Genomic DNA, 24,688 nt, shown 5'->3' with positions numbered 1-24,688 from the left:
AACCTTGCTAACCTTGCTAACCTTGCTAACCTTGCTAACCTTGCTAACCTTGCTAACCTTGCTAACCTTGCTAACCTTGCTAACCTTGCTAACCTTGCTAACCTTGCTAACCTTGCTAACCTTGCTAACCTTGCTAACCTTGCTAACCCCTGCCCCTGAACCGGCGGTCTTCTTGGAATGCCAACCGGTTGACGCTTCGCGGTCGAACTCGTTTCGCTGCTGCTCTTGACAATCGAGTCGTTTCGAATTATATTAATTGTAATATATTTTAATTACTAAAACATTTAAACGTTAAAACAAATTAATCGAGGAGGTACCCGATGAAGCAATCCACCGGAGAAGCGGCAGACGATATCCGGATTAACGGCTCCGGCGTCTACCGGGACGACGTTCAGGCGGAAACCGTACACATCGCCGGTCATGGGCGGTTCGAGGGGGATTTGGCCGCAGGCAGCTTCAAAAGCTCGGGTTCGTGCCGGGTAAAAGGCCGTTGCAGCGCCCGGCGGATGTCGAATATCGGCCATGCGCATTTTCGCTCCGTAATTGCGGAGCACATCTATACGGCAGGCTCCTTTCAGGTGGACGAATTGGTGGAAGCGGACACGTTTCATGCGAAGGGAATCGTAACGATCGGCGAGACGTTGAAGGCGGGAGAGGTCCGGATCGAGCTGCAGGGGGCGGCGGCCATCAAGCGCATTTACGCGGAGAGGTCGATCGACCTGCGAGCGGACCGGCTGTCCGTCGTGAACTGGCTCCGGTTCAGTAGAAAAAAGGCGGTTTGCGACAGCCTGGAGTGCCCGCGAATTGAGGTCAGCCATCTGGAGGCGAAACTCGTTGCCGGAGAGGAGATTCAGATCGGCGCGGGCTGTACCATCGGCGAAGTGCGTTATTCGAAAACGCTCGTCGTCGATCCCCGCTCCGTTGTAAAGCGTACGGTGCACATTTCAATATAAAAAAGAAAAAGGAGAGAATGCGGATGCGGTCGATTCCAAAACTGATGCTGAGAGGGTTGGTCGGGTTATTTGCTTTTCCGGTATTCGGTGTGCTAACGGCCGGATTGGCACTGTGCGCTGTAGTTACGATGGTGGCGGGAATATTGCGGACGGTAGGCGTAGATATTCAGATGAATATGGTTCTGTTTGAGGTTCCCCGGTATTTAAGCGTGCCCGTCGCCCTAGGATTCAGCGTACTTTTCATCGGATTGTCAGCGGCCAGTTGGAGAGCGCTCCGGTTGTCCTATAGGTTTGTCGTGTTGTAGTCGCGGGACATTACCTAGTACCGGGCCTGTGAACGGACTGCCGGAACTGCCGGAACGAAGAGTGCCCATTTCCTCCAACGCGCTATCACAGGTTTGCCTACCAAAAACCGTCCGGACTGGTTCCTGGCGTTTTATTACGCGCCACCCGAAGATCAGGTTGATTCATGTTGCGATGTCACACGGCTCGATCGGTTCGACAGTCTCTGTCATCCCCAGTCATCCCCTCGCTTCCATTATTCCAAGCTCACTCAGCGGAAGTCCGACTTCCTTTAACCTATCGGAAATGGCCGACGGGACGAGTTAGCGGAACGATTTGTTCCGTTATTTCACACGAAAGGCGCAAAAAGACCCCGGTTCCCGGAAATAACGGAAGTTAATATTCCGCTAACGTGCCATATGGAGCCATCTTGCCGTAATAAAGGAAGCGTTTCTTCCGTTCGGGCTAGCGGCGTAGCGGTTTTGTTTCCGGAACGGGCCCAGGGCGACTTTCCATTTTGCGGCTTCTGACCGAACGCTGTATTCCGCAGTAAGTCCGGTTCGGCCTGCACAATCCGCCGATGGAAGAGCAGGTGATCGCGCAGCCGGGCCGGTGCGCCGTCCAGGAGGCGGAGCGGCTCTTGTAGAGTGCCTGATTGCCCTTAATAAAGACAAGGTTTGCTTCAGGCTCCAGAAGGAACATTCCTCGCCGGCCCGCGGCATGGTATACTGGGTAAAACTGTCGGGGAGGGGCTGCAGCATGACTAAACGGCCGTCAAACGAAGAGTATAGCGCTTATTTTGAAACGTATGTAAGCTTGGTTCCAAATGGAGACATCCGCGAATGTTTGGCTGAGACGTACAAGCAGACGATCGAAGTCTTGTCGACCGTTTCGGAAGAACGGGCTAATTACCGCTATGCGCCGGGAAAGTGGAGTTTGAAGGAAGTGCTCGGTCACATTACCGATAACGAACGGATCATGAGCTACCGGCTGCTTCGGATCGCCAGAGGGGACCGGACGCCGCTCGCCGGTTACGATCAGGACGTACTGATGGGCGGAGCGTCCTTCGACGCTTGCTCCTTGTCCGAGCTAGTGGAGGATTACACGGCCGTACGCCGGGCGACGCTCACTTTGCTGAAGGGGCTGCCGGAAGAGGCTTGGGGCCGCAGAGGAATCGTAAGCGGCAACGAATCGACCGTACGGGCTTGGGCGTACATTTTGACCGGGCACGAGATTCACCATATGAATGTAATCCAAGATATATATTTGCAGGGATAGGCTGTCGAAGCAAAAGAAGGCTGCCCCAAAAGCCATTATTGCTTTGGAACAACATCTATGGCAGGATACCGCAGGAAAAGACGCTCCCATCCCGCTACACAGCGGTTTTGGGGTAGCGTCTTTACCCACCTTCAGGGACGTTATACCTTACAGCCCGGTCTTTTCCCCTGGGCCAGCAACTCGTTGATCTTGCCGACGACTAGAGGGAGCCCGCTCATCGTGTCGATCGCGAAGTCCGCACCTTGCTCCAGGAACCTCTGTTTCGTTTTCGCAATTGCAGCTTGCTTGTCCGGCTTCATCATCCGATGAAACGATTCCAGGCTGTGTCCCAGCTCCGAGCTTCCGACCGCTACTCCGACCGTCCAGACGCCGGCATTAACGCCCTCTTTCATATCGGAGACGGTGTCGCCAACCTTGACGACCTTCCAGGCTGCGGACAGCTTCAGCTGCTCCATATTTCTGAAAATCATATAAGGGTAGGGTCTCCCAAACGATCCGGTATCATCCGGAGTGACGATATGGTCCGGCCGGTATCCTTTCTCGCAGGCGTTGGAAGCGACAACCTCCATCATCGAGCTCGTATAACCGGTCGTCGAGCCGATCTTCAGCCCGTCTGCTCTCAAAGCTTCCACCGTCTCCAAGACACCGGGGATCGGGTCCGTATATTCGGACAGAGAGGCCATCAGTGCAGGCTCGAATACCGCGTACAGCTCTTCGACATCGCCCTCGTTAAAAGGTCTGTTGTACTTCGCCTCCCACAGCGCCGCCACTCTCGGCATAGACAGCATGGTGCGGATGTGGTCGATCTTGAGCATGCCCATCGGCGCTCTCGCTTCCTCCATCGTCACTTCCACGCCCGCTTGGCGGAATATATCGATAAACACATGGACAGGTGCGAAACATCCGAAATCTACCGCCGTACCAGCCCAATCCAGAATAATGGCTTCGATTTTGTTCATTTTGTTCATCGCCCCGTTCCTCCCCGATATTGCTCGATAATGCTGCATAACCGTTCGATATCTTCCTCGTATATTTCCCCGATATTGCCGATGCGGAATGTATCGACGTCGGTAAGCTTGCCAGGATAGATCACGTACCCTCTTTCTTTGACGTAACCGTAAAATTCATCGAAGCGAAACGTTTCGTCCGGGTACAAAAACGTAGTGATGATCGGCGATTGCTTCTCACTGGATATATAGGGATGAATGCCAAGTTTCCCGAGCCCGTCCCGCAGTAATTCGTTATTGTGCCGGTAACGCTCGTATCTGGCCGGGATGCCGCCTTCTGCTTCAAGCTCGTCCAGCGCTTTTGAAAAAGCGGCTACGACATGGGTAGGGGAGGTGAACCGCCATTTCCCGTCCTTGTCCATCCCTTTCCACTGATCGTACAGATCGAGCGACAAGCTGCGGGCTACGCCCCGGCAGGCGGCCAGCTTGTCCAGCTTCGCGATGACGAAGCCGAATCCCGGAACGCCTTGAATGCATTTGTTCGCGCTGCTGATCAAATAATCGATCCCGAGGCCGGCCACATCGATTTCGATTCCGCCGAAGCTGCTCATCGCGTCGACGATTAATGTTTTCTTATACGCCTTGGCAATGGCGGCAATTTTCTCAAGCGGATTCAAAATTCCGGTCGTCGTCTCGCAGTGAACGATCGCCAGATGGGTAATCAACCGGTCCTCTTCCAATATCGCCTCCAGCTCCGCCTCGTCAGGATATTGGTCATAGCCGACGCGGTATTCCGCATATGGCAGGCCGATATACCGGGCCATCTCGACGATCCGCTCGCCGTAAGCCCCGTTGGTGACGATCAGCACTTTATCGGTGCTGGAGACAGCCGACGTCATGACGGCTTCCACGGCGAACGTGCCGCTTCCCTGCATCAGCACGGCTGTATACTGCTCGGGGGCTGTTCCAGCCAGCGCCAGCAGCTGAGACCGAATCTTTTGCGTAATCGATTTGTACGAATCGTCCCATGTGCAGCGGTCCACAAGCATTTCTTCCTTGACGGAGCTTGTCGTCGTCAGCGGGCCGGGTGTTAATAGTTTGTAGCTGTTCATCTCGTTTCGCTCCTTGAAGAGGTTATTCAAAAAGTCCACTTTTGATCACGAAGCAGAACAGGAAGCCTGCTCGACATCGAATATGGAATTCAGCCGGAACTTCCGGTGCTCACAAAAGCTCCACTACGCTCCGCTCCTCATTTCCTAGCTTCATCCCATCTTCTCGGTGCTGAAAACCGGACTTTTTGAACTCGCATTTGAATTAAAGTTTATTTCGCCGCATTGAAAAATTTCTGATGTTCCTCCAGCAGCTCCAGCGTTAATGGCTTTGCGAATTTCAACGGTTTCGCCGGCTTGTTGACCGCATCCACCGTCTCGCCGTTATACAAGGCGACCGGATAATGAACGATCAATTCTTTTCTCGCATCCTTGATAATCGTTTCCGCCATTTTCATCGCCAGCTCTGTCGTTGCGCTTTTTTTGTCGACAACCGCAATCGATTCCGTCAAGGAGAAGTTGCCTTCCGTCGGATCCACAAAATCGATCGGAGCCCCGGACGCTTTCGCTTTGACGGCCTGATGGCGCAGTCCGAAACCGGCGGCCACTTCTCCGGCCTGTACCTTTTTGATCGGACCGGAGCCCGAGCTTTCCAGATGCGGGCCGGCATTGGCGATGAGATCGTGAAGCACCTTCTTGCCCTCTGCCTCCCCGTATTCGTTAAGGATCGCTTGAACGAGCAGCCAGCCGGTGGAGGAGTTCATAATGTTCGGGATCGATACAAGATTTTTGAATTCCGGCTTCGTCAAGTCTCGAATCGACTTCGGCTGGGGCAAGCCTTTTTGCTTCAGCACCTCCGTGTTGACGAAGATCGACCCGGTGATCGCCAAGATCGGAGCCGTATAACCCGGGTACGTATCGATGGCGCCTGTTTGGAACGTCAGCTCTTTAAACATCGAATGTTTGCTTTGTGCGCTGGCGACAAAATAAGAGCTCATCGTAACGAGGTCGGCTTCGATTTTGCTTCCTTCGGCGATCAGCTTCCCGCCAAGCTCGGAAGTGCCCAGCGATTGAATCACATATTTCCCTTTGTATCCGGCGCCGGCCAGCGATTTTTCAACGGCGGCCACCGCTTCCTCGTCGCCGTTCGTGTAGATGACGACTTTCTTCGCTTCCGCCGATCCGCTGCTATTGCAGGCAGCCAGCACAATAACCAGACTTACAGCGAGAAAAGACAGCAGCAAAACTCGAACCGATTTGAACATGGATATCCCTCACCTTATTGTTTTAGAGTCGTACGTTTCTGCCCGTAGTCGCATACCAGTTTTACGATCAGATTGGTTAGGAAAATGAGCATGGACAGCACGAAAATTTCATTAAACTTGGCAAAATGCTGGAGCTCCTTGATCTTGCTCGCGACAACGGCCGTCTGGGCCGATACCAGAAAAATAATCCCGCTGATCGTCACCATGGAATTGATGAAATAGTAGCCGAACATCTCGATCACAGTGGATACCGAATTAGGTACGATGACCCGGTACACCGTTTGAAGCCAGCTGTCTCCCAGCAGTTCGCCGGTCGTTTCCCAGGACGGATTCATTTTGGATAAGGAGTTTTTGGCCATCAGATAAGGCGTCGTAAAGAAATGAACGATATTGCAAAACACGAGAATGGCGAACGTTCCTTTCAGACTGCTTCCATTGAAAAGGAGCAGGTAGGAGATGCCGAGCACCATCCCGGGCACCGTGCTTGTAATCATCGAGACGATATCTGTCACAGGTTTGGCTCTAAGCGAAGTCCGCGCGTTCAGAAGCGCCGCGCAGTAAGCGATCAGCGTCCCGAGTAAGGAGGTTAGCAGAGCGACCCATAACGAATGTCCGTACACCTTCGTCAAATCGCCCGTTTGAAATACGCTGATTACATGTTTGAATGTAAACGTAAGATCGTAAGGATAACGGCTCAGCCACGGCGCGATGAACATTACGGCGAAGACGGACACGATGCCCATAGCGACGGCAGCGGATACGATACCGAAGCCAACGTCGCGCAGCTTATGTCGGGGAAGCTCGATCCCGGTTTGTTTGTCATAGTGGAAATGAAGCTTCTCCAAGTAATGCAGCAGCCAAAATCCGAACACGGCCGGAGCCAGCATCAGGACGGCGATGACCGCACCCTGATTCAGATCGGGAATGGAGCCGAGCATCACCTCGTACAGCTCCGCTGCGACCACTTTGTACGCGCCGCCCACCGAGGCGGGAATTCCGAAATCCGTGAAGCTTAAAATAAAAGATAGGACAAACGCGCCGCCGAGCGTCCCCGCCATAGGACGAAGGATCGTGTTCGTGAAACTTCTGACCGTTCTGTCGCCCATCAGATGAGAAACGATAATAAATTTTTTGTCCATATACTTGAACGCATTGTGAAGCAGCAGAAACGCGGAAGGCAGCGTATAGACGACATAACCGATCAACAGTCCGTTAAAGCCGTAAATGTCGAACAGATTCCGCCCGGCGAGTTTCGTTATCAAGCCTTGATTGCCGAACGAGTACATAATTGCAAATCCATAAGTAATGGTAGGCAGCAGCATCGGAGCGACGATGACGGTTTTCAGCACGCCCTTCATAGGGCGGAAGATCCGGGTGCAATGGATGGCGTACGCCAGTATAAATCCCAGAACCGTGGTGATCGACGCCGCAGCCGCCGACACTTTCAGACTGTTCAGGACCGTACCGATCAAATCCCGTTCCTTCCAGACCGCCGCGTAATTGCCGAACGTATAACCTTGGCCGGTGTCTAGCGAGCGGATCAGCAGGATAAGGAGCGGCAGGAATAGGAAAACCGTAAATACGAGCAAAATCAAGGCGAACAGGATGTGCATTTCCGGTTTTACTTTAGTCATGCGGCTCACCGAACAAGTTGAAAATATTTTGTCTTTTAATATGCAACTGCTCGATAATAAATTGACTTACGAAGTCGTTGGCCGGCTGATGAATGATTTGCTGCGGCGTGCCGAATTGAGCCACTTTCCCTTGGTGAATAATCAAGATTTTGTCCGACAGCGTTAATGCTTCTTCCGGATCGTGCGTGACAATGATCGTCGTCAGCTTGAATTCCCTTGCCACCGATTGGATCCGCCGTTTGATCGATTCCTTAATCACCCCGTCTAACGCGCTGAGCGGTTCGTCCAGCAGCAGGATATTCGGTTTCGTGACAAGGGTTCTCGCCAGAGCGACTCTTTGCTTCTGCCCGCCGGACAGCTCGCCGATCCTTTTTTGAAGATGTGGCCGCAGTTCCAGAAAATCGATATAGTCTTGAACCTCCTTCTCGCTTACGATGCCTTTCTTGTTGCGCAAGCCGTAGACGATGTTGTCGTAAGCGTTCAAGTTCGGGAATAACGCATAGTCCTGAAATACGATATTGAACCCGCGCTTTTTCATAGGGAAGCGGGTAATGTCCACTCCGTTAAATTCCAGGCTTCCGCGATCAGGCTTCGTTAAGCCCAAAATCAGGTTAAGCAGCGTCGTTTTGCCGCTTCCGCTCGGTCCGAGCAGCGACAGGATCTCACCTGTGCCAATCTCTACGTGGATGTCGTCGAGTACCGCCTTATTGTCAAAATGTTTGCTTATATGCTGCAGCTTCAGCAAACCGCTCACCTCCTCGGGTACAGAGCCAGTATATAAGTCTTTTGTTAAATCCGATCCAGTTCTGTGTAAAATGTACGTAAATTATGCATATATCATTAATAACTGTTGCATAAATTTATCTAAAATTTGCCTGATTTTAAGAGCGAATAAGGAACATGTATTGATTGAATGTGCCGAAATCTGTACACTGGAAGATGAGGACAAGCTGTGTTACAGCCGTACCGATGTCAAGAAAATGGGTGAGGGTATGCTGCCGCTGGAAAGGCAAAAGAAAATTCTCGATCTGTTAGGCGTCAAAAAAGTTCTCAAAATACCCGAGTTGACGGATGAGCTGGACGTATCCGTGGATACGCTCCGCCGGGATCTGAATTTGCTGACGAGCCAGGGCAAAATCGAAAAGATTTACGGCGGCGTCAAGCTCGTGCAATCCAAGTTCGGCGAGTCGTCCATGGACGAGCGGTTGGTGAAGCATCTCGAGGAGAAAGAAAAAATCGCCCGCAAATGCAGCGAATTTATTAACGATGGCGATTGTATTTATTTGGACAGCGGATCGACTACTTATCAAATCGCCAAGTATATCAAGCAGAAGAAAAAGCTGACGGTCGTCACGAATTCGATCCCGGTCGTAAATGAGCTGATGAACAGCGAAGTCGAGATGGTTATGATCGGCGGCAAAATAAGACGGGACGAACGGTCGGTCATCGCGTACGAGTACCTGTTTAATTTTCACGAGCTGAATATTCGGAAAGCCTTTATATGCTGCAGCGGGATTACGATTGAAAAAGGGATCTCGGATTACAACCTGGAGGAAGCGATCACGCGCAAAAAAATAATCGAGCTGGCCAGCGAGGTGTATGTTGCCGCCGACAGTACGAAATTCGGCAAAGACGTCACGATCGTCATCGCGCCGCTTGACCGGATCGATGCGATCGTGACGGACCCGGGCGCGGAAGCCGGACTTATTCAGAAGTTCAAAAAGCTGCGGACGAGCCTGGTCATTGCGGATAGCTGAAGCGTAAAACCAATAGGAAAACGGACCTTCCCGAGCTAAGATGCTTAAGGGAAAGTCCGTTTTTTTTACGGCACTATGCCGCCGCCTCTATACCGGGACGAGCGTCTCGCGACGACAAGCGACAGGACGATCAGCGCAAGCGCCAGTACCGGATGCAGCGCGCCTGCCGCCGGCAGGTTGGCGGTGAAATACTGGCAGTAGATCAGGGCGAACAAGGCGAAGCTTAACCAGCCCGTGCCTTTGGGCATACGGCCCGCAAAGGCGAAAGCGATCATCAGCAACGGGATGAATTCAAAAATATGAACAAAGCTTACATGCATGCTCCAGCGGCTCGGCTCCTGAAAAACCGCCATCCCGGCAATATACGTCTGAACGACGATGCAGGCGACAAGCGTCCAAGACAAGAAGACGAACGCCCCCCTGAACAAACGGACCCGCTTGCTGAGCTTCCCTTCATTGACCATGGGTGCGCCCTCCGTTCTTTTTGCCTGTGTAGATGACCGCAACCGCCGCGCACACGATCGGCAGGATGACCGGGAGATATTTGATCCCGACCGCTTTCCCGAACACGACGAAGCCGATGGCCCCGATAAACGAAGAAAGCACGAACCCTCCGACAATGCCGCCCAGCACGGCCATTCCTACAACTGCCAGTTTATGTTTCATTCCGAATGTCTCCTTAACCGTAATGGATTTGTTCCTTCCCTGCGTTTCTATGAGAATCATACTACCAGCCGAATGTTGTGAACTTGTGACGAACGATTGCGCTTTCCGTGAAATGTTCGGCAATTGTTCCTCCAAGCGAAGCGGTGTTGCGGCAATTGTTGCGAACTTGTTGCGATCCGTTACGGAACCGGTGAATGTTGCCTACGGGCCGGCGACGAAGGTTATAATGGGGGGGATAAGGGAATTCCGCAAGGCGGGAAAGGGGATGGACATGTCGCATACGCTGCTGCTTGTTGACGATGAGAGGAAGGTGCTCGAGTTTATGGAGCCCTTTTTGCGGGAGGAAGGATTTCAGACGGTAACCGCTTCTAACGGGGTTGACGCGCTTCGGCTTGCCAGGGAACGGAAGCCGTCGCTCGTCGTACTGGACTGGATGATGCCGGAGAAAAGCGGAATCGACGTCTGCCGGGAGCTGCGCAAAACCGGGAATATAGGCATCATTATGGTGACCGCCCGGGTCGAGGAAATCGATAAAGTGGTCGGCCTGGAAGCGGGGGCAGACGATTATATAACCAAACCGTTCTCCTTGCGGGAGCTCGTGGCGCGTATTCGCTCCGTCCTGAGGCGGATCGAGGGAGCCGGAACGCTGCCCGAGCTGATGGAGCGCGGCGACCTGACGATCTCCGAAGCCGAATGCCGCGTATGGAAACGCGGCGCCGAAGTCGTGCTGACCCCGACGGAGTTCAAATTGCTGGTTACGCTGGCTTCCAGACCCGGCATCGTATACAGCCGTCTCCAGCTGCTGAGGGCATCGATGGACGACGATATGCTGAACGATGAACGGACGACGGACGCCCATATTAGCCGGCTCCGCAAAAAGCTCGAGGATGATCCTTCCCAGCCCGTGTATATCAAAACGGTGTACGGCTTCGGATACCGGTTCGGTGACCGGCCTTGAGCGTAAACCGGAAAATGTTTTGGGCGATGGCGTCGTTCATCCTGGCGTTGAGTCTCGTCTATTTCCTCATCACGCAACTGGTCGTCAAGGAGTCGATGGGAGCTATGGCGGACATGGCGAAGGGCGAGCAAGTCGACAGCCTGTCCCGGGAGCTCGTCGCCTACTACGAAACGAACGGTCGTTCCTGGGAGGGCGCCCGGCAGTACGAGCCCGAATTCAAGACGGGGGAAGGGGAGCCGGCCTACAGCTATTTGCTGCTGTCTGCGGATCGGACGGTAGCCGCTCATAAAGGGGAGGCGTCCGAGAAGCTGATCCGCAACCTCGGTTTGAAGCGCGAGCTGCGAAGCGGCGGAGAACCGGCCGGTTATCTGGTTTATTACGATCCGGAAATCGCGGTATATTCCAAATTGCGGATCGGTATCCCAAGCTCCGTATCGTTCCTGCTCGCCGCCTCGGTGTTCCTGTTTCTGCCCTTCGCCCTCCTGGTCGCTTACTGGGTATCCAGACGGATTACGGCTCCTCTCCGGCAACTGATTCCGGCGATCGACCGGGTGGGGGCGGGGAACTTCGGCGATCAGGTGCAGATCGCGTCCCGGGACGAGTACGGCAAGGTGGCGTCTGCTTTTAACAGCATGTCGATGCAGTTGAAACGAACGGAGGAGCTGCGGCGGTGTCTGGTTGCGGATGTGGCGCATGAGCTGCGGACGCCGCTTACGATTCTGCAAGGGAAGCTGGACTATTTGCAGCAGGGGGGCGGGCTTATCGATCCGGAGCGGCTGCTGCCGCTGCAGGATGAGCTGATCCGCTTAACCCGGCTTGTCGGCGACCTTCACGAGCTGTCGCAGGCGGAAGCGGGCAAGCTGTCGTACGAATTCAAGGAAACGGATATGCGGGATGTTCTGGAGAGAACGGTCGATCGTCTGCTGCCGGGAGCCGAGGAGAAAGGGATCGAGATCAGGTTCGTCAACAAAGCGGTTCGCACCCGTCTGACCGCCGATCCGAACCGGATCTCGCAAGTGTTTCTGAACTTGCTTGTGAACGCCATCCATTATACGCCTTCCGGCGGATCGGTCGACGTCCTGCTGCAGGAGCAGCGGAATCAAGCGGACGAACCCGTGCTGACCGTCGAGGTCCGGGATAACGGTCCGGGCATCGGGCCCGAGCATCTGCCGCATCTGTTCGACCGGTTTTACCGGACGGACGAAGCCCGCAGCCGCAACAGCGGGGGAACGGGTCTCGGGCTTGCGATCGCGAAGGAATTCGTGCTTGCCCACCGGGGCGAGATCCGCGCCCAGAGCAGTTTGGGGGCCGGTTCGGCTTTTATCGTTACGCTGCCTTTCGATTTCGGCAAGATACCTCCTTTGTGAACGGCATATGATCCAAGCAGACGCTCATAAATAGAAGTAGACGGCTTACGGTCAGGTGTCATTTTGTCGGGAGGAGGAATTCGGACTGGATGAAAGATCCAAAGCTTGAAGTGCCCCAGCCGATTCGGGAGGATGGGGCGGGAGGGCCGGATCTCGGCCCGCGCGATGTGATGAGAGATATCGAAAACCCGGATATGCTCGTACCGCCGGTGACCGACTCGGGCTTGCTGCCGAACCTGAGAATGTCGTTCTCCGACACCCATATGCAGCTGAATCACGGCGGATGGTCCCGGGAAATTACGGTGCGCGACCTGCCGGTCGCCACCACGCTGGCGGGAGTGAATATGAGTCTGACGCCGGGAGGCGTGCGCGAGCTGCATTGGCATCAGCAGGCGGAATGGGCCTATATGATTTGGGGCGGCGCAAGGGTGACGGCGATGGACGCGAACGGGCGCAACTTTATCGCGGACCTGGGTCCGGGCGATCTGTGGTATTTTCCGGCCGGGCTGCCTCATTCCATTCAAGGCTTGGCCGAAGGATGCGAGTTTCTGCTCGTTTTCGACGACGGTTCGTTCTCCGACTTGAATACATTGTCCATCTCGGACTGGTTCGCCCATACGCCGAAGGACGTGCTGTCCGCCAACTTCGGCGTTCCGGCAAGCGCGTTCGACGCGATTCCCGGTCAGCAGGTCTATATTTTTCAATCCGGGGTTCCCGGTCCTCTCGAGAGCCAGCAGGCCGAATCCCCGTACGGGACCGTCCAGCCGGGCTTTACGCATCGGCTGCTTGCCCAGAAGCCGATCCTTACGCCCGGCGGAAGCGTGCGGATCGCGGATTCCTCCAACTTCCCGGTCTCCAAGACGATCGCCGCCGCGCTGGTCGAGATTAAGCCCGGTGCGATGAGGGAGCTGCACTGGCATCCGAATAACGACGAGTGGCAGTATTACTTGACGGGCCAAGGCCGGATGACGGTGTTCGCCGGCAACGGGGCGGCCCGGACGTTCGACGTCAGAGCCGGGGATGTCGGTTACGTGCCATTTGCATACGGTCATTACGTTCAGAACACCGGCACTCAAACGTTGTGGTTTCTGGAAATGTTCAAAAGCGACCGGTTCGCCGACGTCTCCTTAAACCAGTGGATGGCGCTCACCCCCACGGCGCTCGTGCAGGATAATCTTCACGTCGGTCAGCAGGTTACCGACGCATTGCGCAAGGAAAAGTGGCCGGTCGTCACGTATCCCGGCTACACCTACTATCCGAAATAACCGGTCCCGTGCCAAAATAGGCGTACGTTCTTATGGGCGGATACATATGGTATCCCATAGGGCTTCAGCCTATTATGAACGAAGGGCAGGGAATACCGTGTCAATCTCTTATATGGACTATACGTCACCGTCCACCCAGTTTTCGTTTGACGTGAACACCAGCTTGTTTTTCAAGAAAAATAACCAGAATTATATTAATGTCCTTTCCATTAATCAGCTGAACACGCTCGGCAACACCTCTATGCTGGATATATACCTCAGCGCGGGCAATGTCGTCGAGCCTCATATCCACCAGAATGCTTCGGAATTGGTATACTGCGTGACGGGGGCGGCGGTCGTGTCGATCGTTAACCCGTACACCAAAAAACTGATGAACTTCCCGATCAAGCCGGGCCAGGTCGCCAATGTGCCGCAAGGATGGTGGCATTACGAGATCGCCATGGAAGACGATACGCACCTGATCGCCATATTCGACGCGCCGATTCCGGAATTTATCGGAGGCTCCGACCTGCTGCGATTGACGCCGCCTGAAGTATTCGCGCAAGCGTACTGCCTCGACGCCGCCAAGGTCAAGGAGACGTTCGCACCGATCACCGATACGGTGTTCATCGGACCGCCGAACAGCTGCAAGACAAACACGAGAGCGGAGCAGGAAGGAGAGGAGGGGGAAGATGTGGAGGAAGCTCTGAAGGAGCTTACCTTGCAACTGCAAGCCGCGAAGGAGCAGGCGCAACAGCTGAAAGCTATGCAAGAGCAAGCGATACAGGAGCATGCCTCGCAGTTGAAGGCTTGGCAGGAGCAGGCAGTCCAGGAACAGGAAGCGCAGTTGCAAGCGATGCAGGACCAATCCTGGCAAGAACGGCCTGGGCAGGAGCAGGCTGTTTTGGAGTGGACGTCCTCTCCCCGCCCGGACTATTTCGATACTCGCGGGAAATCGCCGGTTCCGCCGTCGCGCCGGAGACCGATGATCGGCAACGGCGGCGCCTATTTGTAGTTATGCCGGAAATTGGGAGCGTTGCTTCGAAAAATCGAGCTGAAAGTTTCTGCTCGCAAGAAAAGCTCCCTCTTCCGCAAAGGTCATTCATCGCGTAAAAGCTTTCGTTTGGAAGGCTTATCATCAATAGGCCCGGGCTGGGCCAACAGCCGCCGTTTCCGTTGCGAAAGCAGCCGACCGGCGGCTTTTGTTCGCAAGACCGCCGAAGCGCTTCATGCAGGCCGGACGGGCTCATGGGAGAAGTAAACGTAAAATCGCTCCGATATAGCAAAAAACCCGGGAGCAGGCACTTTCGAGCAAAGTGTCCTTGTCCCGGGTTTGTGAGGTGGCCAGCACCCCGGCCATATCGTACGCGTTCCGGTTATTGAACCGGCTGCACGTCGTACCCTTTTGCTTTCAACTGGTCGATCACCATATCTTTCACCACATAGTGAGCGGAACCGACGACAACGAAGGAAGTCCGTTCTCCGTCTTGCTCCAGCAGTTCAGCGAGTTTTTTAGCCATATTTTTGTCGCGTTCGCCGATCAGTTTCTTGTTCAGCTCGCCTTCCATCAATCCGCCGCGGATCAGTCCGTCCGCAACGGCTTTCGCATCGCCGTCCGCCCAATCCAGCTGCAATTGCTTGAAGGAAGCGGCCGATTCTTTGCCGCCATCAACAAGCAAAGTATCAAGCAACGTGTTCAAGTCTTTCTCCTGAGCTTCGGGAGTCAGCGAGGCGAACACATCCGCCTGGAATTGGATGCTTTCCAGTTCGTAGATCGGTTTATTCGACAACAGCGCTTTAACGAGGAAATAATGATCGATGCCGCTGGCCGCTGCCGCTTCGGCTTGCTCAAGCTTTTCGAACAAGGTAAATGTCGACAGATTGGTGCTGACGGCGAAAGGCTTGAACCCGTCGAACGCTTGCTCCGGAATGCCGATCTTTTTCAATACTTGCTGCAGCTTTTCGTACGTTTCTTTCGAGACGTGATCCTTGATCGTCGTACCGTCATCGTACATCATTTGATTGGTGAAAACACTCATGTCTCCCGTCAGCGTATCGGCTTCCACCCACAGGTCGTCCGACGCATCGAACGCGTCCCTGATTTTTTTCTCGAGCGGATACATCTCCGGGATGCCGAGGTGGACCGAGCCCAGCAGATATAAGGTGTTTTTGTCGTTCGTTACTTTCCAGAACACGCCTTTCGCGCCTTCTTCGGCCGTATCGTAACTGAACTGCACCAACCGGGTGGCCAGCACGACCGCTTGTTCGACCGTACACGGCTGATCGAGCTCAAGTCCTTCGCCCGTGCCTTGTACGATGCCGTTCTTCTGCAAGTAGGCGATCGGATCGGCGTCACCGGTTCCGAAGGCGGCCGGCAGCTCGTAACGTGTCAACAGCCCGTAGATCGAGCGGGTCACCGTGTCTCTAGTAATCGTTGACGAATCGATCGATAGAGAGAGCGGGGCGGCTGTTTTCTTAAGGCCGATCTGATCCAGCTTGGCCGCTGTAGCTTCGATCAGCTGTTTAAACTTGGCGGCGTCGATCGGTTGTTGAAACGACCCGTCATAGTACCAATTCAGCGGGTAAATCCCGTATTTCTCTCCATCGTTAAGGGTAGGAATGGACCAGGCGCTAATCGACGGCGTCGGGACGGCCGGCTGCTCCGCTTTCACGGTGAGAGCGGTGCTCCCCAGCATAACAGTAACTCCCAGCAAACCGGTCGCCGCCATGCGGCTCCACTTGCTCCAAAGATTTCCTTTCATGAATCGCGTGCCTCCTAGAGAATCAAAGATGACGGTATATGGGCAATTCTATTACAAAAGCATATTATATCATACCGGAAACGAGGAAAGCTAACTTCGACGCTTGGTGGAACATGTTGATAGATTCATTACCACTTTTGGCTTGAAAACGGATATACTGCCTCGGTCATAAAGCGCTGCAGCATCGCGCGCAGCTGGTCCGGCTGACTCAGCATCGGCAAGTGTCCGGCGTCCAAATCGTACACGTGCTGCGGCGAGAGGTTGGTTATCATTTTATTTTGAAGGGACAGGCTGAACTGTTTATCTTGTTTCAGCCGGATATACAGCCTAGGCACCTCGAGAGCGGAGGCATCGATCCGATCCGTATAAACGCGGACCGATTCCGGCACGAACCCTCGCACGATATCCTCGGCTTGTTCTGCGGACACATCGCTGCATAAACCGCTGCGGATGGCGGACGCCGGCGGCCGGGTGCCTGCTGTGCGCAGCAGGATCGGCAATAGGATTCTTTGGGGGCGCGGCAGTGTCGACAGAAACGATCCGCCCTGCTTCGGAATCGCCGCCGAAACCGCCACAAATCCAGCCAGACGTCCGGATAATTCGACGGCAAGCTGAAGGGCGAGAACTCCGCCGAGCGAATGCGCCACAAGTACGATCCGATCCGCGTTCCACTCCATCACCTGATCCCGGATATGCCTCACATAATCTTGCAGCGTAAGCTTACGCCTGGATTCGTAAGTGTTGTCCCGCAGCGGGAAGTTTGCCAGCAAAGCGGGGAAACCGAGTCCATCCGTTACTTGCTCCCATACCCGTCCCTCCAAACCTGCGCCATGTATAAACACGAATCCGATCCTCTCTTGTACCCGTTCTTGCTTCATAAGTATCATTCTCCCTCCGCTTATCGCTACTGGTGGTGCGTTGTACTTTATGAACACTGTATCATTTAAATAAGACAGGTCCTGTCTTGTTTGCATGTTACAATAAAAATTAACGGAAAGGGGAGAGGCTCGTGTCAAAATCGCAGCGGCTTGTGCAGCTCATTATGCGGATCAATGCCCTTAAGTCTTTTACCGTTCAACAGCTGGCGGACGAATTCGGCTTGTCCGCGCGGACGATTACACGAGATTTGCAGGAGCTGAGCGAACTCGGCGTCCCGGTATACTCCGTCCAAGGCCGTGGGGGCGGATACAGGCTGCTACAGGAGCGGATGCTTCCGCCGATCGCCTTCACCGAAGGCGAAGCCGTCGCGATGTTCGTTGCCTGCCAGTCGTTGAACAATCTCAGCGCCCTCCCATTCGACGAGGGGGCCGAATCCGCGCTTCATAAGTTCTATCACTATTTGCCGGCCGATGTAAAAGATCGGATCGACCGTTTGAAACAGAAGGTGGCGATCCTAAGTCCCAGCCGGGCGATGAACCCGGAATGTCTCAGGACGCTGCTTCAGGCCATCATGATCCGTTGCGTCGTGACGATCGGGTATAGCTCAGGTCAAGGCGTGAAGGAGCGCGATATTCAGCCTATCGGCCTGTATGCGAGCAGCGGTTATTGGTATTGCCCGGCATATTGCTTTCTGCGCGGGGAAGTCAGACTGTTCCGGGCGGACCGGATCCGCTCGGCGCATCTGAACGAATCGATGGAATGGAGGGAAGAGGCGGACCGGTGGGATTTGTGGAATCGTCCGGAGAACGTCGACGCGAATCCAATACCGTTTACGGTAAGTCTAACGAGAAGCGGTGTGCGGCAGCTGGAGTCGGATGAATGGTTCGGCCCTTCTCTGGTGGTGCAGGAAGGCGGAGGCGGTCAGGCGACAATCCGAATCTCGCCTGAAAACATGCGCTTTTATGCAGACCATATATGGAGGCTTGGGGCGGATGCGAGAATCGTGGAGCCGGCCGAAGCGGTGGAATACATGCAACGGAAGATCGAGTCGCTGAAATCCGTCTACGACAATAACGAATAAGCCGGAGCGCGTATTCTGGATTATTGCGACCCAGGCACGTTCGAGGTCGTTTCCTTCCACCACGCCAATAACGATATCGTCCAAACGATCATTGCCGGGATCGAAGGGATCGACACCATAACTAACAACTGGTGGGCGATCGAGCCGCAGATGCTGCAGGCGGTCATGAGGTACCATGAGGCGGGTACGCTGCGACGGGCGGCTTTCGAGCCGTTTATTCAAATCGTTGAGACGTGGCGGACACCTATTGAAACAAGGCGGATATATGATTTTTGACAACTGTACGTATGCCGGATACGAGCAACTGGGGTATTCGTCCGAGTTTCACAGCAACTACATCAACTTGGCGAGAGCATGGATAATGGAAGCCGGTATCGGACTGGAAGAGGTGGAGCTGCCATCCTTCGACCGTAACTGGTGGATGATTTTGAGAAAAGCTTGACGCGTGAAAAAAACCGGCGGTTCCGATTTTGGATTCGCCGGGCTTTTTTTGGCCCAATTCCGAGCGTAAGCCTAATAGTAGCCGGAACCGCTTCCTTTGGTGAAAGTAGCGATGTACCAATAGTTGCCGAAAGCATCCTCCACTCCCGCGCTTCGTTCCCCGTACGGCATGTCCGCCGGTTCGTAGAGCGACCTGGCTCCGGCGTCCAGCGCTCTCCGGTAACAGGCGTCCGTGTCCTCGACGAATACATGAAGCGTATTGGGACGAGCCGGATACTCGCCCTTGGCTTCCGACACTTCTAGGATCGTGCTGCCGATGCGAACCTCCGAATGGACCAGAAACCCGTTATCGTCGGTATGACGATTCAATCGTTCTCCTTGAAAAGCTTGGATTAGAAAATCAATCAGCTTCCCGGCGTCCCGCACATGAAAGTATGGAGTTACGCTTTGGTAGCCTTTCGGGGAATAGTTGCCGCTTTCCATCGCTAAAATCCCTCCTTAAAGATCGATCTGGCGAATCGTAAACCGTCTGCTAAAGCCTCATTACAGAGCAGCAGCTGCAGGCATCGCAGCCGACTCTACTCCTATATTAAACGATTTCATATGGAGTTATCATACGGAATTCAAGAAAGATGAAGATCCGTCTCGGTGAGCTTTGTTCGGTATGCGGATTTTTTCCGCGATGAGCCGAATTGGTTACGATAAAAAATTGCCTTGTCCGCTACTGTATATGGTATTTTTGAAACTAAGATTCGTCCGCAATCTCCCATGCCGGATTCCAGACGACTTCCCATAAATGGCCGTCCGGGTCGAGGAAATGGCCGGAGTATCCGCCCCAGAACGTATGGTGGGCAGGATCGGTTATAATGGCCCCGGCAGCACGGGCTTGTTCCATGACCGCGTCCACTTCTTCGATGCTGCCTACATTGTGGCCGATCGTAAATTCGCCCGAGCTCGGCGGAGCGAGCGGGATTTTTGCCTCGTGGGCGAGATCTTTGCGATTCCATACGGCAAGCTTCACGCCTGCCTGCAAGTCGAAGAACGCTACCGCCCCGTGTTCATATTCCGTGCCCACGATCCCTTGTGTCGGCAGCCCGAGACCGTCGCGGTAAAACCTCAAAGCCCGTTCCAAATCGTCTACTCCCAGCGTGAGTACAGATATTCGCGGTTTCATCCGGAAAGCCCTCCATGATTTTCTTTGTATAGCGGCCGTATATCCAAATTATAGCACTTTTGAATCTTCCATCTCAAAAAAACGATACAATCGCTCCGAGAATGTCTCCCGATTCATTTCTTCTTTGGTAACGTGCCCGTCGCGCCACTCGGTAAACGTCTGATCGGTCAAGGTTACATTGCCGCTGTTGGTAAGTCTGGTGATCAACCGGTTTTTGTTAAAAGGAGATTCTTCGTGCCCGGCGATGATCTTCTGAATCTCGTTTAACTCCGACAGACCGGCTTCCGGCCGCTTCGAATCGAAGGCGTACCCGATTCTCCAATCGGTATCTTTATGCTTCAGCTTCATCTCGAACGTGTAGTCTCCGTGGTCGGTAGGCCGGTGCCGGATACGAAACTGCCCATTGAGGGAAGAGACGGTTTCCCCGGATAATGGAACGGGCGTTAGGGGGAGATTTCCTCCGAAGCCCGTGTCCGCCAGGTATGTCTCTCCCTGATGAGCGATCAGGATCGTTACGTGTGTTCTTCCGAGGGACATGTACGTCCGGGACGCATGATTATATACGACCCCGCGTGTCAGGACGGCATCAAAGCCGTTATCGATCAAGACGAGATACAACAGCGGGTTCAGCTCATAACAGAGGCCGCCTTCGCGATTGAAAATGATTTTTTGAATTAAATTCCGTTCGCTAATGTCGTTGATTCGGTTGCGAATAATACCGAAATTTTCGAACGGGATCGTTATCGCCATTTGAGCCAGGGCGCTTGGCAGCGAGTCCCAGGCGATCGGCTCGTCGCCGGATAATCCGATTCGTTTGCGAAATAATGCAGTCAGCTCACTCATGTCCGTTCCTCCTCTGCAGCAATTACTTACAAGGTAAGCGATGTTGAGAGCCGGAACAATAGCTTTTTTCCAAAGTGTTACGGTACAGCAGCAGGCGCAGTCTTGTATAATAAACCGGAGAGGGCCATTTTCCGAAGCTGACATCAGGAGGACCTAGTGAAAAAATATATGTCCATTCTATCCGATCTGGAGCAGAAATTGATGGTAGGGCAGTACCGCTCCGGCGAAAAGCTCCCCTCCGTACGAGATGCCGCGAAGGAATACGGCTGCAGTGTCAGCACGATCTTGCGGGCGTACTCGGAGCTGGAGAGGCGCCATGCGATTTATTCGATCTCCCAGAGCGGCTATTATGTAGTCGAGCGGCAGCCCGACCGGGACGCCCGTAACGAAGATGAGACGATCGATTTCGCTTCGGCTTCGCCGGATCTGAACCTGTTTCCGTATTTGGACTTTCAGCATTGCCTGAACAAAGCGATCGATACTTACAAGTACAACTTGTTTACCTACGGGGATTTGAACGGACTGGAGAAGCTTCGACAGACGCTCGTTTCTCATCTTGCCGGCGATCAGGTGTTTGCGAGCCCGGATCAGATTATGATTACTTCGGGCGTGCAGGCCGCGCTTGAGATTTTGGCGAAAATGCCGTTTCCGAACGGGAAAGAAACCATTGTGGTCGAACAGCCGGGTTACGATCTGTACTTGCGGTTTTTGGAGACGGAAGGTTTGCCGGTCAGAGGGATCGCCCGTTCGACGACCGGCATCAATCTGCGCGAGCTGGAGGAGGTATTCAAGAGCGGCGGCATCAAATTTTTGTATACAATGCCGAGATATCACAATCCGCTGGGCACCTCTTACAGCACGGAGGAGAGAAAAGCAATCGCTGCGCTGGCCGCCAAATACGACGTATACGTGGTGGAAGACGATTACATGGCCGACTTGGGCGAGGAACGAGGGTTCGAGCCGATCTATTCGTACGACAGCGCGTCGCGCGTCATCTATCTGAAAAGCTTCTCGAAAATCATCTTCCCGGGCTTGCGGCTGGGAGCCGCCGTTATGCCGCGTCAGTTGCTGGAGACGTTCCGCAAGCACAAACGATATGCCGACACTTCGCTGTTGTCCCAGGCCGCGCTTGAGGTGTATATCAAAAACGGCATGTACGAGCGGCACAAGCACAAAATCATCAGCCAATACGCGGCGCGGATACGTTTGCTGAATGAGGCGCTTGAACGGCATAATACCGACGGGCTGATTCGGGCGGGGGATATCCGATCGGGAGTTTATATGCCATTTATGCTGCCGCAAACGGTTCATCTGGAGCTTCTGACGAAACGTCTGGCGGCGAGGAACATTCAGGTGGAATCCGGTAAAGGGTTTTATATGTCAGGTTACTTGGAGCGGGAAAAGTTTTTGCGGATCAGCGTTTCGCGCGCCCAGCCGGAGCGGATCGAGGAGGGGGTCAAGGCGATTGTAGAGGAAGTGAAACGGAGCGGCGGACGGTCGTTGCCCGGTTGAGACGGATCGCGATCAACCGCTTTTGCTCATTAAGAATGATCGAAGCAGCGACTCTCCTCTGGAGAGATTCATTCTGTTTATCCACGATAGGAGGAGTTTTATGGAATATATACGGGACTATATGATGTACGCCTCGGTGTTCGGTTTGTTCAGCTTTTGCTGGTTCGGCTGGGCGCAAGAAGATCCGAAACCCGGCTGGCGCAAATATATCGGCATCGCTTCAGGCGCCGCCCTGCTGCTCTGTCTCGCCGGCGTTTACCTAAGCGTGACGAACTGGAACGCGCCTTCCGCCTTGTCGGACTCGGCCGCATTCGGCACTTATTTGATTACGGTTTATGTTGAATTTGCATTGGCAGGGGCCGGGGCGTTTGCGTTGATCAGGCTGAAGCAAAAAAATTACGTTGCCCCCTGGATTGCTTTTATTGTGGGCATTCATTTTATTGGCCTTTCGAGCGTGTTTGCCGATCCGAGCTTGAACGTCCTGGCGGCGCTTCTTGTCGCGGTATCGGTCCTGTCGCTGTTTCTGTCCCGGAAGCTGCAGGTGGCGAACAGTGCGATAACGGGCATCGGCGCGGGTACGGTTTTGTTCGGCTTTGCGTTATCGGGTTTGATCCGGTATATGCTTGCTTAGAGGAAGATTCCTTCAGCGGAAGAGGCAAACGAAGCTGCTGTTCAACCAAAAAAGCAAAAAGGGCTGCCGCAAGAACAGTCCTTTTTGCTTTCTTTATCTCCCCGGCGTCGATGCCGCTTACGAGATCGGAACCCCGCTTAAACTGGCGCCCTGCGCAAAGAAACGCCGGATGTTCGTCTCGACTTCCGGATCAGGCACGAGCGGCGGAGCTTGATGCGGTTTCGTCCGGGCGTCGATAATGACGTTGTCGCAGCCCCAATGCTTGTGCTCGTAATAGCCGTTCACCCCGTGGATATCGTGGGACGGGTTGCTGCGCGTGAACGTGGCCCAGAGGAAATTGTCAATCGCTGCGCTCATAAAGTGGCTGTCGTCGCACAAAACGATCATCGGGCAGGAGGCGAGCGAGCCTCTGTCCCGAACCGCTTCGCACAGCTTCCGGATATCCTGCTCCACGTTCGCGTAGCTTGTAAACGCCGGGCCTTTGACGGCCACGATGCCGGGCATGATCAGCCGGGCAGGCTCATAATCCCGCAGCCCGTGCAGCGCGTCCGGCACCTCCTTGCACAACGTCCGGATCGGATCTCCAACCGCAGCGAATACGACCTTGCTTCCGGTATTTAAGCCGGTCCCCGAATAATCGAGCGTGTCGATCGTCGTATTCGTCTGGAAATGGATGTCCCTATGGAGATCGATCCGCTCCAAGATATACGTCAAAAAATCCTCGATATGATGCGTACTTAACGTCCGCTTCTCTTCAGCCGCGATGAACAAATATTTGGCGAGGCTGAGCTGGCCAGTCCCGAGAATCCGGTTGGCGATCGTCAGCAGCTCGGCCGGCCGCTTCACCTGCTCATAAGGCGTATAACGCTCGCTGCCGATCGCGAACAGGAGCGGATGCACGCCGGCCGCATCGATGGCGTGAACTTCCTTGACCCCCGGGATCTCCTGCTTGATCGCTCCGCCCGTCAGCTCGTGAATAAGCTCGCCGAACGAGGTGTCTTCCTGGGGAGGACGGCCGACGACCGTAAACGGAAAGATCGCGTTTTGCTTCGCGTATACTTTGTGCACCCTCATGACAGGGAAAGGGTGGGTCAGGCTGTAGTAGCCCAGATGATCGCCGAACGGCCCCTCCGGCTTCGTCTCCCCGGGATGGATCTCCCCGGTGATGACAAAATCCGCATCATGGCTGATGCAATACCCGTCGATATAGCTGTACCGGAAATGGCGTCCGGCGAGAAGTCCGGCGAATGTCAGCTCGCTCATCCCTTCGGGCAGCGGCATAACCGCCGACAACGTATGGGCGGGCGGTCCGCCGATAAAGCAGCTTACTTTCAGCGGCTGGCCGAGCTTGTTCGCCTTATCCTGGTGTATGCCGATGCCGCGGTGAATCTGGTAGTGGACGCCGACTTCCTTGTCCAGCTCGTAATCGTTGCCGCTGAGCTGCACCCGGTACATCCCCAGATTGGAGTTCATAATGCCCGGCTTCTCCGGGTCCTCGGAATACACTTGAGGCAGGGTAACGAAAGCGCCGCCGTCTTCCTTCCAATGCTTGATCAGCGGCATATCGGAGATTCGGATTTCCTGAAATCCGGGCGGAAGACCGCCGGACTGCTTGATCGGCAGCGCCTTCAGGGCCGACAAGCCCGTTCCGATGTAATTGAACGGATTTTTCAGCGCTTTGATCGGATCGTTGCGCACCCCGATGACGTTTTGGGTCGACTCGAACGTCTCGCGGAAGATGAATTTGCTGCGCTCGATCGTGCCGAACAGGTTGGATACGGCGCGATACTTCGAGCCTTTCACATTTTCGAATAACAGCGCGGGACCGCTTGCCGCATATACGTTCAGATGGATGGCCGCCATCTCCAGATGAGGGTCCACTTCCTCGCGGATGCGGACCAGATGTCCATGATTTTCCAAGTCGATGATGCATTGTTCCAGATTGCTGTATCTCACCTGCAAGAC

Annotated in this window: 25 protein-coding genes; 12 read left to right on the top strand and 13 right to left on the bottom strand. The window is 54.3% G+C overall.

What is annotated here, in order from left to right:
* The first annotated feature begins 320 nt into the window (after positions 1-320).
* From AC3Y2E_RS06980 to AC3Y2E_RS06970, 3 genes are all read left to right on the top strand, one after another.
* Positions 321-953 carry a hypothetical protein gene (locus AC3Y2E_RS06980; RefSeq protein ID WP_379208552.1) on the top strand — a complete coding sequence of 211 codons (633 nt, stop codon included), beginning with the start codon at positions 321-323 and terminating at the stop codon, positions 951-953.
* Between the two features lie 23 nt (positions 954-976).
* Entirely contained in the window at positions 977-1,258 is a 282-nt protein-coding gene (locus AC3Y2E_RS06975) for a hypothetical protein (protein ID WP_379208550.1), read from the top strand.
* A gap of 736 nt (positions 1,259-1,994) precedes the next feature.
* Positions 1,995-2,513, top strand: a complete 519-nt coding sequence (locus tag AC3Y2E_RS06970) for a DinB family protein (protein ID WP_379208548.1) — start codon at positions 1,995-1,997, stop codon at positions 2,511-2,513.
* Positions 2,514-2,653: 140 nt separating this feature from the next.
* Here AC3Y2E_RS06970 and phnX read toward each other — a convergent pair whose 3' ends face one another.
* The 5 genes from phnX to AC3Y2E_RS06945 form a co-directional block, all read right to left on the bottom strand.
* On the bottom strand, positions 2,654-3,472 hold the full coding sequence (gene phnX / locus AC3Y2E_RS06965; protein WP_379208925.1) for a phosphonoacetaldehyde hydrolase: 819 nt from the start codon (positions 3,470-3,472) through the stop codon (positions 2,654-2,656).
* A 5-nt stretch (positions 3,473-3,477) separates the two neighbouring features.
* Positions 3,478-4,572, bottom strand: a complete 1,095-nt coding sequence (gene phnW, locus AC3Y2E_RS06960; protein ID WP_379208545.1) for a 2-aminoethylphosphonate--pyruvate transaminase — start codon at positions 4,570-4,572, stop codon at positions 3,478-3,480.
* A 209-nt stretch (positions 4,573-4,781) separates the two neighbouring features.
* Positions 4,782-5,774 carry an extracellular solute-binding protein gene (locus tag AC3Y2E_RS06955; RefSeq protein WP_379208543.1) on the bottom strand — a complete coding sequence of 331 codons (993 nt, stop codon included), beginning with the start codon at positions 5,772-5,774 and terminating at the stop codon, positions 4,782-4,784.
* A 14-nt stretch (positions 5,775-5,788) separates the two neighbouring features.
* Entirely contained in the window at positions 5,789-7,408 is a 1,620-nt protein-coding gene (locus AC3Y2E_RS06950; RefSeq protein ID WP_379208541.1) for an ABC transporter permease subunit, read from the bottom strand.
* Complete coding sequence (locus AC3Y2E_RS06945; RefSeq protein ID WP_379208539.1) at positions 7,401-8,153, bottom strand: ABC transporter ATP-binding protein; 753 nt, start codon at positions 8,151-8,153, stop codon at positions 7,401-7,403. The genes AC3Y2E_RS06950 and AC3Y2E_RS06945 overlap by 8 nt, the downstream gene beginning before the upstream one ends.
* Positions 8,154-8,313: 160 nt before the next feature.
* Between AC3Y2E_RS06945 and AC3Y2E_RS06940 the strand changes: the two genes are divergently transcribed.
* Complete coding sequence (locus AC3Y2E_RS06940; RefSeq protein ID WP_379208537.1) at positions 8,314-9,165, top strand: DeoR/GlpR family DNA-binding transcription regulator; 852 nt, start codon at positions 8,314-8,316, stop codon at positions 9,163-9,165.
* Between the two features lie 65 nt (positions 9,166-9,230).
* Here AC3Y2E_RS06940 and AC3Y2E_RS06935 read toward each other — a convergent pair whose 3' ends face one another.
* On the bottom strand, positions 9,231-9,629 hold the full coding sequence (locus AC3Y2E_RS06935) for a DUF6220 domain-containing protein (RefSeq protein WP_379208535.1): 399 nt from the start codon (positions 9,627-9,629) through the stop codon (positions 9,231-9,233).
* On the bottom strand, positions 9,619-9,831 hold the full coding sequence (locus AC3Y2E_RS06930) for a DUF5957 family protein (RefSeq protein WP_332070376.1): 213 nt from the start codon (positions 9,829-9,831) through the stop codon (positions 9,619-9,621). Before AC3Y2E_RS06930 ends, AC3Y2E_RS06935 begins: the two co-directional genes overlap by 11 nt.
* Positions 9,832-10,102: 271 nt before the next feature.
* Between AC3Y2E_RS06930 and AC3Y2E_RS06925 the strand changes: the two genes are divergently transcribed.
* The 4 genes from AC3Y2E_RS06925 to AC3Y2E_RS06910 all read left to right on the top strand — a co-directional run bounded on the left by AC3Y2E_RS06925 (position 10,103) and on the right by AC3Y2E_RS06910 (position 14,415).
* Positions 10,103-10,789, top strand: a complete 687-nt coding sequence (locus tag AC3Y2E_RS06925; RefSeq protein WP_379208923.1) for a response regulator — start codon at positions 10,103-10,105, stop codon at positions 10,787-10,789.
* Positions 10,786-12,156, top strand: coding sequence for a sensor histidine kinase (locus tag AC3Y2E_RS06920; RefSeq protein ID WP_379208532.1), 1,371 nt, complete (start codon positions 10,786-10,788; stop codon positions 12,154-12,156). The genes AC3Y2E_RS06925 and AC3Y2E_RS06920 overlap by 4 nt, the downstream gene beginning before the upstream one ends.
* A gap of 89 nt (positions 12,157-12,245) precedes the next feature.
* Complete coding sequence (locus AC3Y2E_RS06915; protein ID WP_379208529.1) at positions 12,246-13,421, top strand: oxalate decarboxylase family bicupin; 1,176 nt, start codon at positions 12,246-12,248, stop codon at positions 13,419-13,421.
* A 97-nt stretch (positions 13,422-13,518) separates the two neighbouring features.
* The gene (locus AC3Y2E_RS06910) at positions 13,519-14,415 is read left to right on the top strand and encodes a cupin domain-containing protein (RefSeq protein WP_379208527.1); all 897 of its coding nucleotides are present in this window, start codon (positions 13,519-13,521) and stop codon (positions 14,413-14,415) included.
* Positions 14,416-14,776: 361 nt separating this feature from the next.
* On the opposite strand, the gene AC3Y2E_RS06905 is transcribed toward AC3Y2E_RS06910, so the two are convergent.
* Together AC3Y2E_RS06905 and AC3Y2E_RS06900 are read right to left on the bottom strand one after the other, a co-directional pair.
* Positions 14,777-16,162: a TraB/GumN family protein gene (locus tag AC3Y2E_RS06905; RefSeq protein ID WP_379208525.1), complete on the bottom strand. Its 1,386-nt coding sequence runs from the start codon at positions 16,160-16,162 to the stop codon at positions 14,777-14,779.
* A gap of 128 nt (positions 16,163-16,290) precedes the next feature.
* Positions 16,291-17,040: an alpha/beta fold hydrolase gene (locus AC3Y2E_RS06900; RefSeq protein WP_379208523.1), complete on the bottom strand. Its 750-nt coding sequence runs from the start codon at positions 17,038-17,040 to the stop codon at positions 16,291-16,293.
* Between the two features lie 131 nt (positions 17,041-17,171).
* On the opposite strand from AC3Y2E_RS06900, the gene AC3Y2E_RS06895 reads away from it, so the two are divergent.
* Together AC3Y2E_RS06895 and AC3Y2E_RS06890 are read left to right on the top strand one after the other, a co-directional pair.
* A complete protein-coding gene (locus AC3Y2E_RS06895; RefSeq protein WP_379208521.1) occupies positions 17,172-18,122 on the top strand; it encodes a helix-turn-helix transcriptional regulator in 951 nt (316 codons plus the stop codon).
* Between the two features lie 247 nt (positions 18,123-18,369).
* Positions 18,370-18,564 carry a hypothetical protein gene (locus AC3Y2E_RS06890; protein WP_379208519.1) on the top strand — a complete coding sequence of 65 codons (195 nt, stop codon included), beginning with the start codon at positions 18,370-18,372 and terminating at the stop codon, positions 18,562-18,564.
* 71 nt (positions 18,565-18,635) lie between these two features.
* Here AC3Y2E_RS06890 and AC3Y2E_RS06885 read toward each other — a convergent pair whose 3' ends face one another.
* From AC3Y2E_RS06885 to AC3Y2E_RS06875, 3 genes are all read right to left on the bottom strand, one after another.
* Positions 18,636-19,046, bottom strand: coding sequence for a VOC family protein (locus tag AC3Y2E_RS06885; RefSeq protein ID WP_379208517.1), 411 nt, complete (start codon positions 19,044-19,046; stop codon positions 18,636-18,638).
* 262 nt (positions 19,047-19,308) lie between these two features.
* Complete coding sequence (locus AC3Y2E_RS06880; protein ID WP_379208515.1) at positions 19,309-19,737, bottom strand: VOC family protein; 429 nt, start codon at positions 19,735-19,737, stop codon at positions 19,309-19,311.
* A gap of 48 nt (positions 19,738-19,785) precedes the next feature.
* Positions 19,786-20,580, bottom strand: coding sequence for an arylamine N-acetyltransferase family protein (locus AC3Y2E_RS06875; protein ID WP_379208513.1), 795 nt, complete (start codon positions 20,578-20,580; stop codon positions 19,786-19,788).
* A gap of 156 nt (positions 20,581-20,736) precedes the next feature.
* Here AC3Y2E_RS06875 and AC3Y2E_RS06870 point away from each other — a divergent pair, with 156 nt between their 5' ends.
* Together AC3Y2E_RS06870 and AC3Y2E_RS06865 are read left to right on the top strand one after the other, a co-directional pair.
* The gene (locus AC3Y2E_RS06870) at positions 20,737-22,092 is read left to right on the top strand and encodes an aminotransferase-like domain-containing protein (RefSeq protein ID WP_379208511.1); all 1,356 of its coding nucleotides are present in this window, start codon (positions 20,737-20,739) and stop codon (positions 22,090-22,092) included.
* A gap of 100 nt (positions 22,093-22,192) precedes the next feature.
* Positions 22,193-22,723, top strand: a complete 531-nt coding sequence (locus AC3Y2E_RS06865; protein WP_379208509.1) for a hypothetical protein — start codon at positions 22,193-22,195, stop codon at positions 22,721-22,723.
* 117 nt (positions 22,724-22,840) lie between these two features.
* Here the strand turns inward: AC3Y2E_RS06865 and AC3Y2E_RS06860 are convergent, their stop codons facing one another.
* The gene (locus AC3Y2E_RS06860; RefSeq protein WP_379208507.1) at positions 22,841-24,679 is read right to left on the bottom strand and encodes a UbiD family decarboxylase; all 1,839 of its coding nucleotides are present in this window, start codon (positions 24,677-24,679) and stop codon (positions 22,841-22,843) included.
* Positions 24,680-24,688: the final 9 nt, after the last annotated feature.

The organism is Paenibacillus sp. MAH-35 (assembly GCF_058135425.1).
The sequence above is the reverse complement of the archived record's forward strand: the minus strand, read 5'-3'. Positions and strand labels throughout refer to the sequence as shown.

Excerpts from the sequence above, each read along its gene's own strand:
- AC3Y2E_RS06980 (WP_379208552.1), top strand. The coding sequence starts at position 321 with ATGAAGCAATCCACCGGAGAAGCGGCAGACGATATCCGGATTAACGGC.
- AC3Y2E_RS06975 (WP_379208550.1), top strand. The coding sequence starts at position 977 with ATGCGGTCGATTCCAAAACTGATGCTGAGAGGGTTGGTCGGGTTATTT.
- AC3Y2E_RS06970 (WP_379208548.1), top strand. The coding sequence starts at position 1,995 with ATGACTAAACGGCCGTCAAACGAAGAGTATAGCGCTTATTTTGAAACG.
- phnX (WP_379208925.1), bottom strand. The coding sequence starts at position 3,472 with ATGAACAAAATCGAAGCCATTATTCTGGATTGGGCTGGTACGGCGGTA.
- phnW (WP_379208545.1), bottom strand. The coding sequence starts at position 4,572 with ATGAACAGCTACAAACTATTAACACCCGGCCCGCTGACGACGACAAGC.
- AC3Y2E_RS06955 (WP_379208543.1), bottom strand. The coding sequence starts at position 5,774 with ATGTTCAAATCGGTTCGAGTTTTGCTGCTGTCTTTTCTCGCTGTAAGT.
- AC3Y2E_RS06950 (WP_379208541.1), bottom strand. The coding sequence starts at position 7,408 with ATGACTAAAGTAAAACCGGAAATGCACATCCTGTTCGCCTTGATTTTG.
- AC3Y2E_RS06935 (WP_379208535.1), bottom strand. The coding sequence starts at position 9,629 with ATGGTCAATGAAGGGAAGCTCAGCAAGCGGGTCCGTTTGTTCAGGGGG.
- AC3Y2E_RS06930 (WP_332070376.1), bottom strand. The coding sequence starts at position 9,831 with ATGAAACATAAACTGGCAGTTGTAGGAATGGCCGTGCTGGGCGGCATT.
- AC3Y2E_RS06925 (WP_379208923.1), top strand. The coding sequence starts at position 10,103 with ATGTCGCATACGCTGCTGCTTGTTGACGATGAGAGGAAGGTGCTCGAG.
- AC3Y2E_RS06915 (WP_379208529.1), top strand. The coding sequence starts at position 12,246 with ATGAAAGATCCAAAGCTTGAAGTGCCCCAGCCGATTCGGGAGGATGGG.
- AC3Y2E_RS06905 (WP_379208525.1), bottom strand. The coding sequence starts at position 16,162 with ATGAAAGGAAATCTTTGGAGCAAGTGGAGCCGCATGGCGGCGACCGGT.
- AC3Y2E_RS06900 (WP_379208523.1), bottom strand. The coding sequence starts at position 17,040 with ATGAAGCAAGAACGGGTACAAGAGAGGATCGGATTCGTGTTTATACAT.
- AC3Y2E_RS06885 (WP_379208517.1), bottom strand. The coding sequence starts at position 19,046 with ATGGAAAGCGGCAACTATTCCCCGAAAGGCTACCAAAGCGTAACTCCA.
- AC3Y2E_RS06880 (WP_379208515.1), bottom strand. The coding sequence starts at position 19,737 with ATGAAACCGCGAATATCTGTACTCACGCTGGGAGTAGACGATTTGGAA.
- AC3Y2E_RS06875 (WP_379208513.1), bottom strand. The coding sequence starts at position 20,580 with ATGAGTGAGCTGACTGCATTATTTCGCAAACGAATCGGATTATCCGGC.
- AC3Y2E_RS06865 (WP_379208509.1), top strand. The coding sequence starts at position 22,193 with ATGGAATATATACGGGACTATATGATGTACGCCTCGGTGTTCGGTTTG.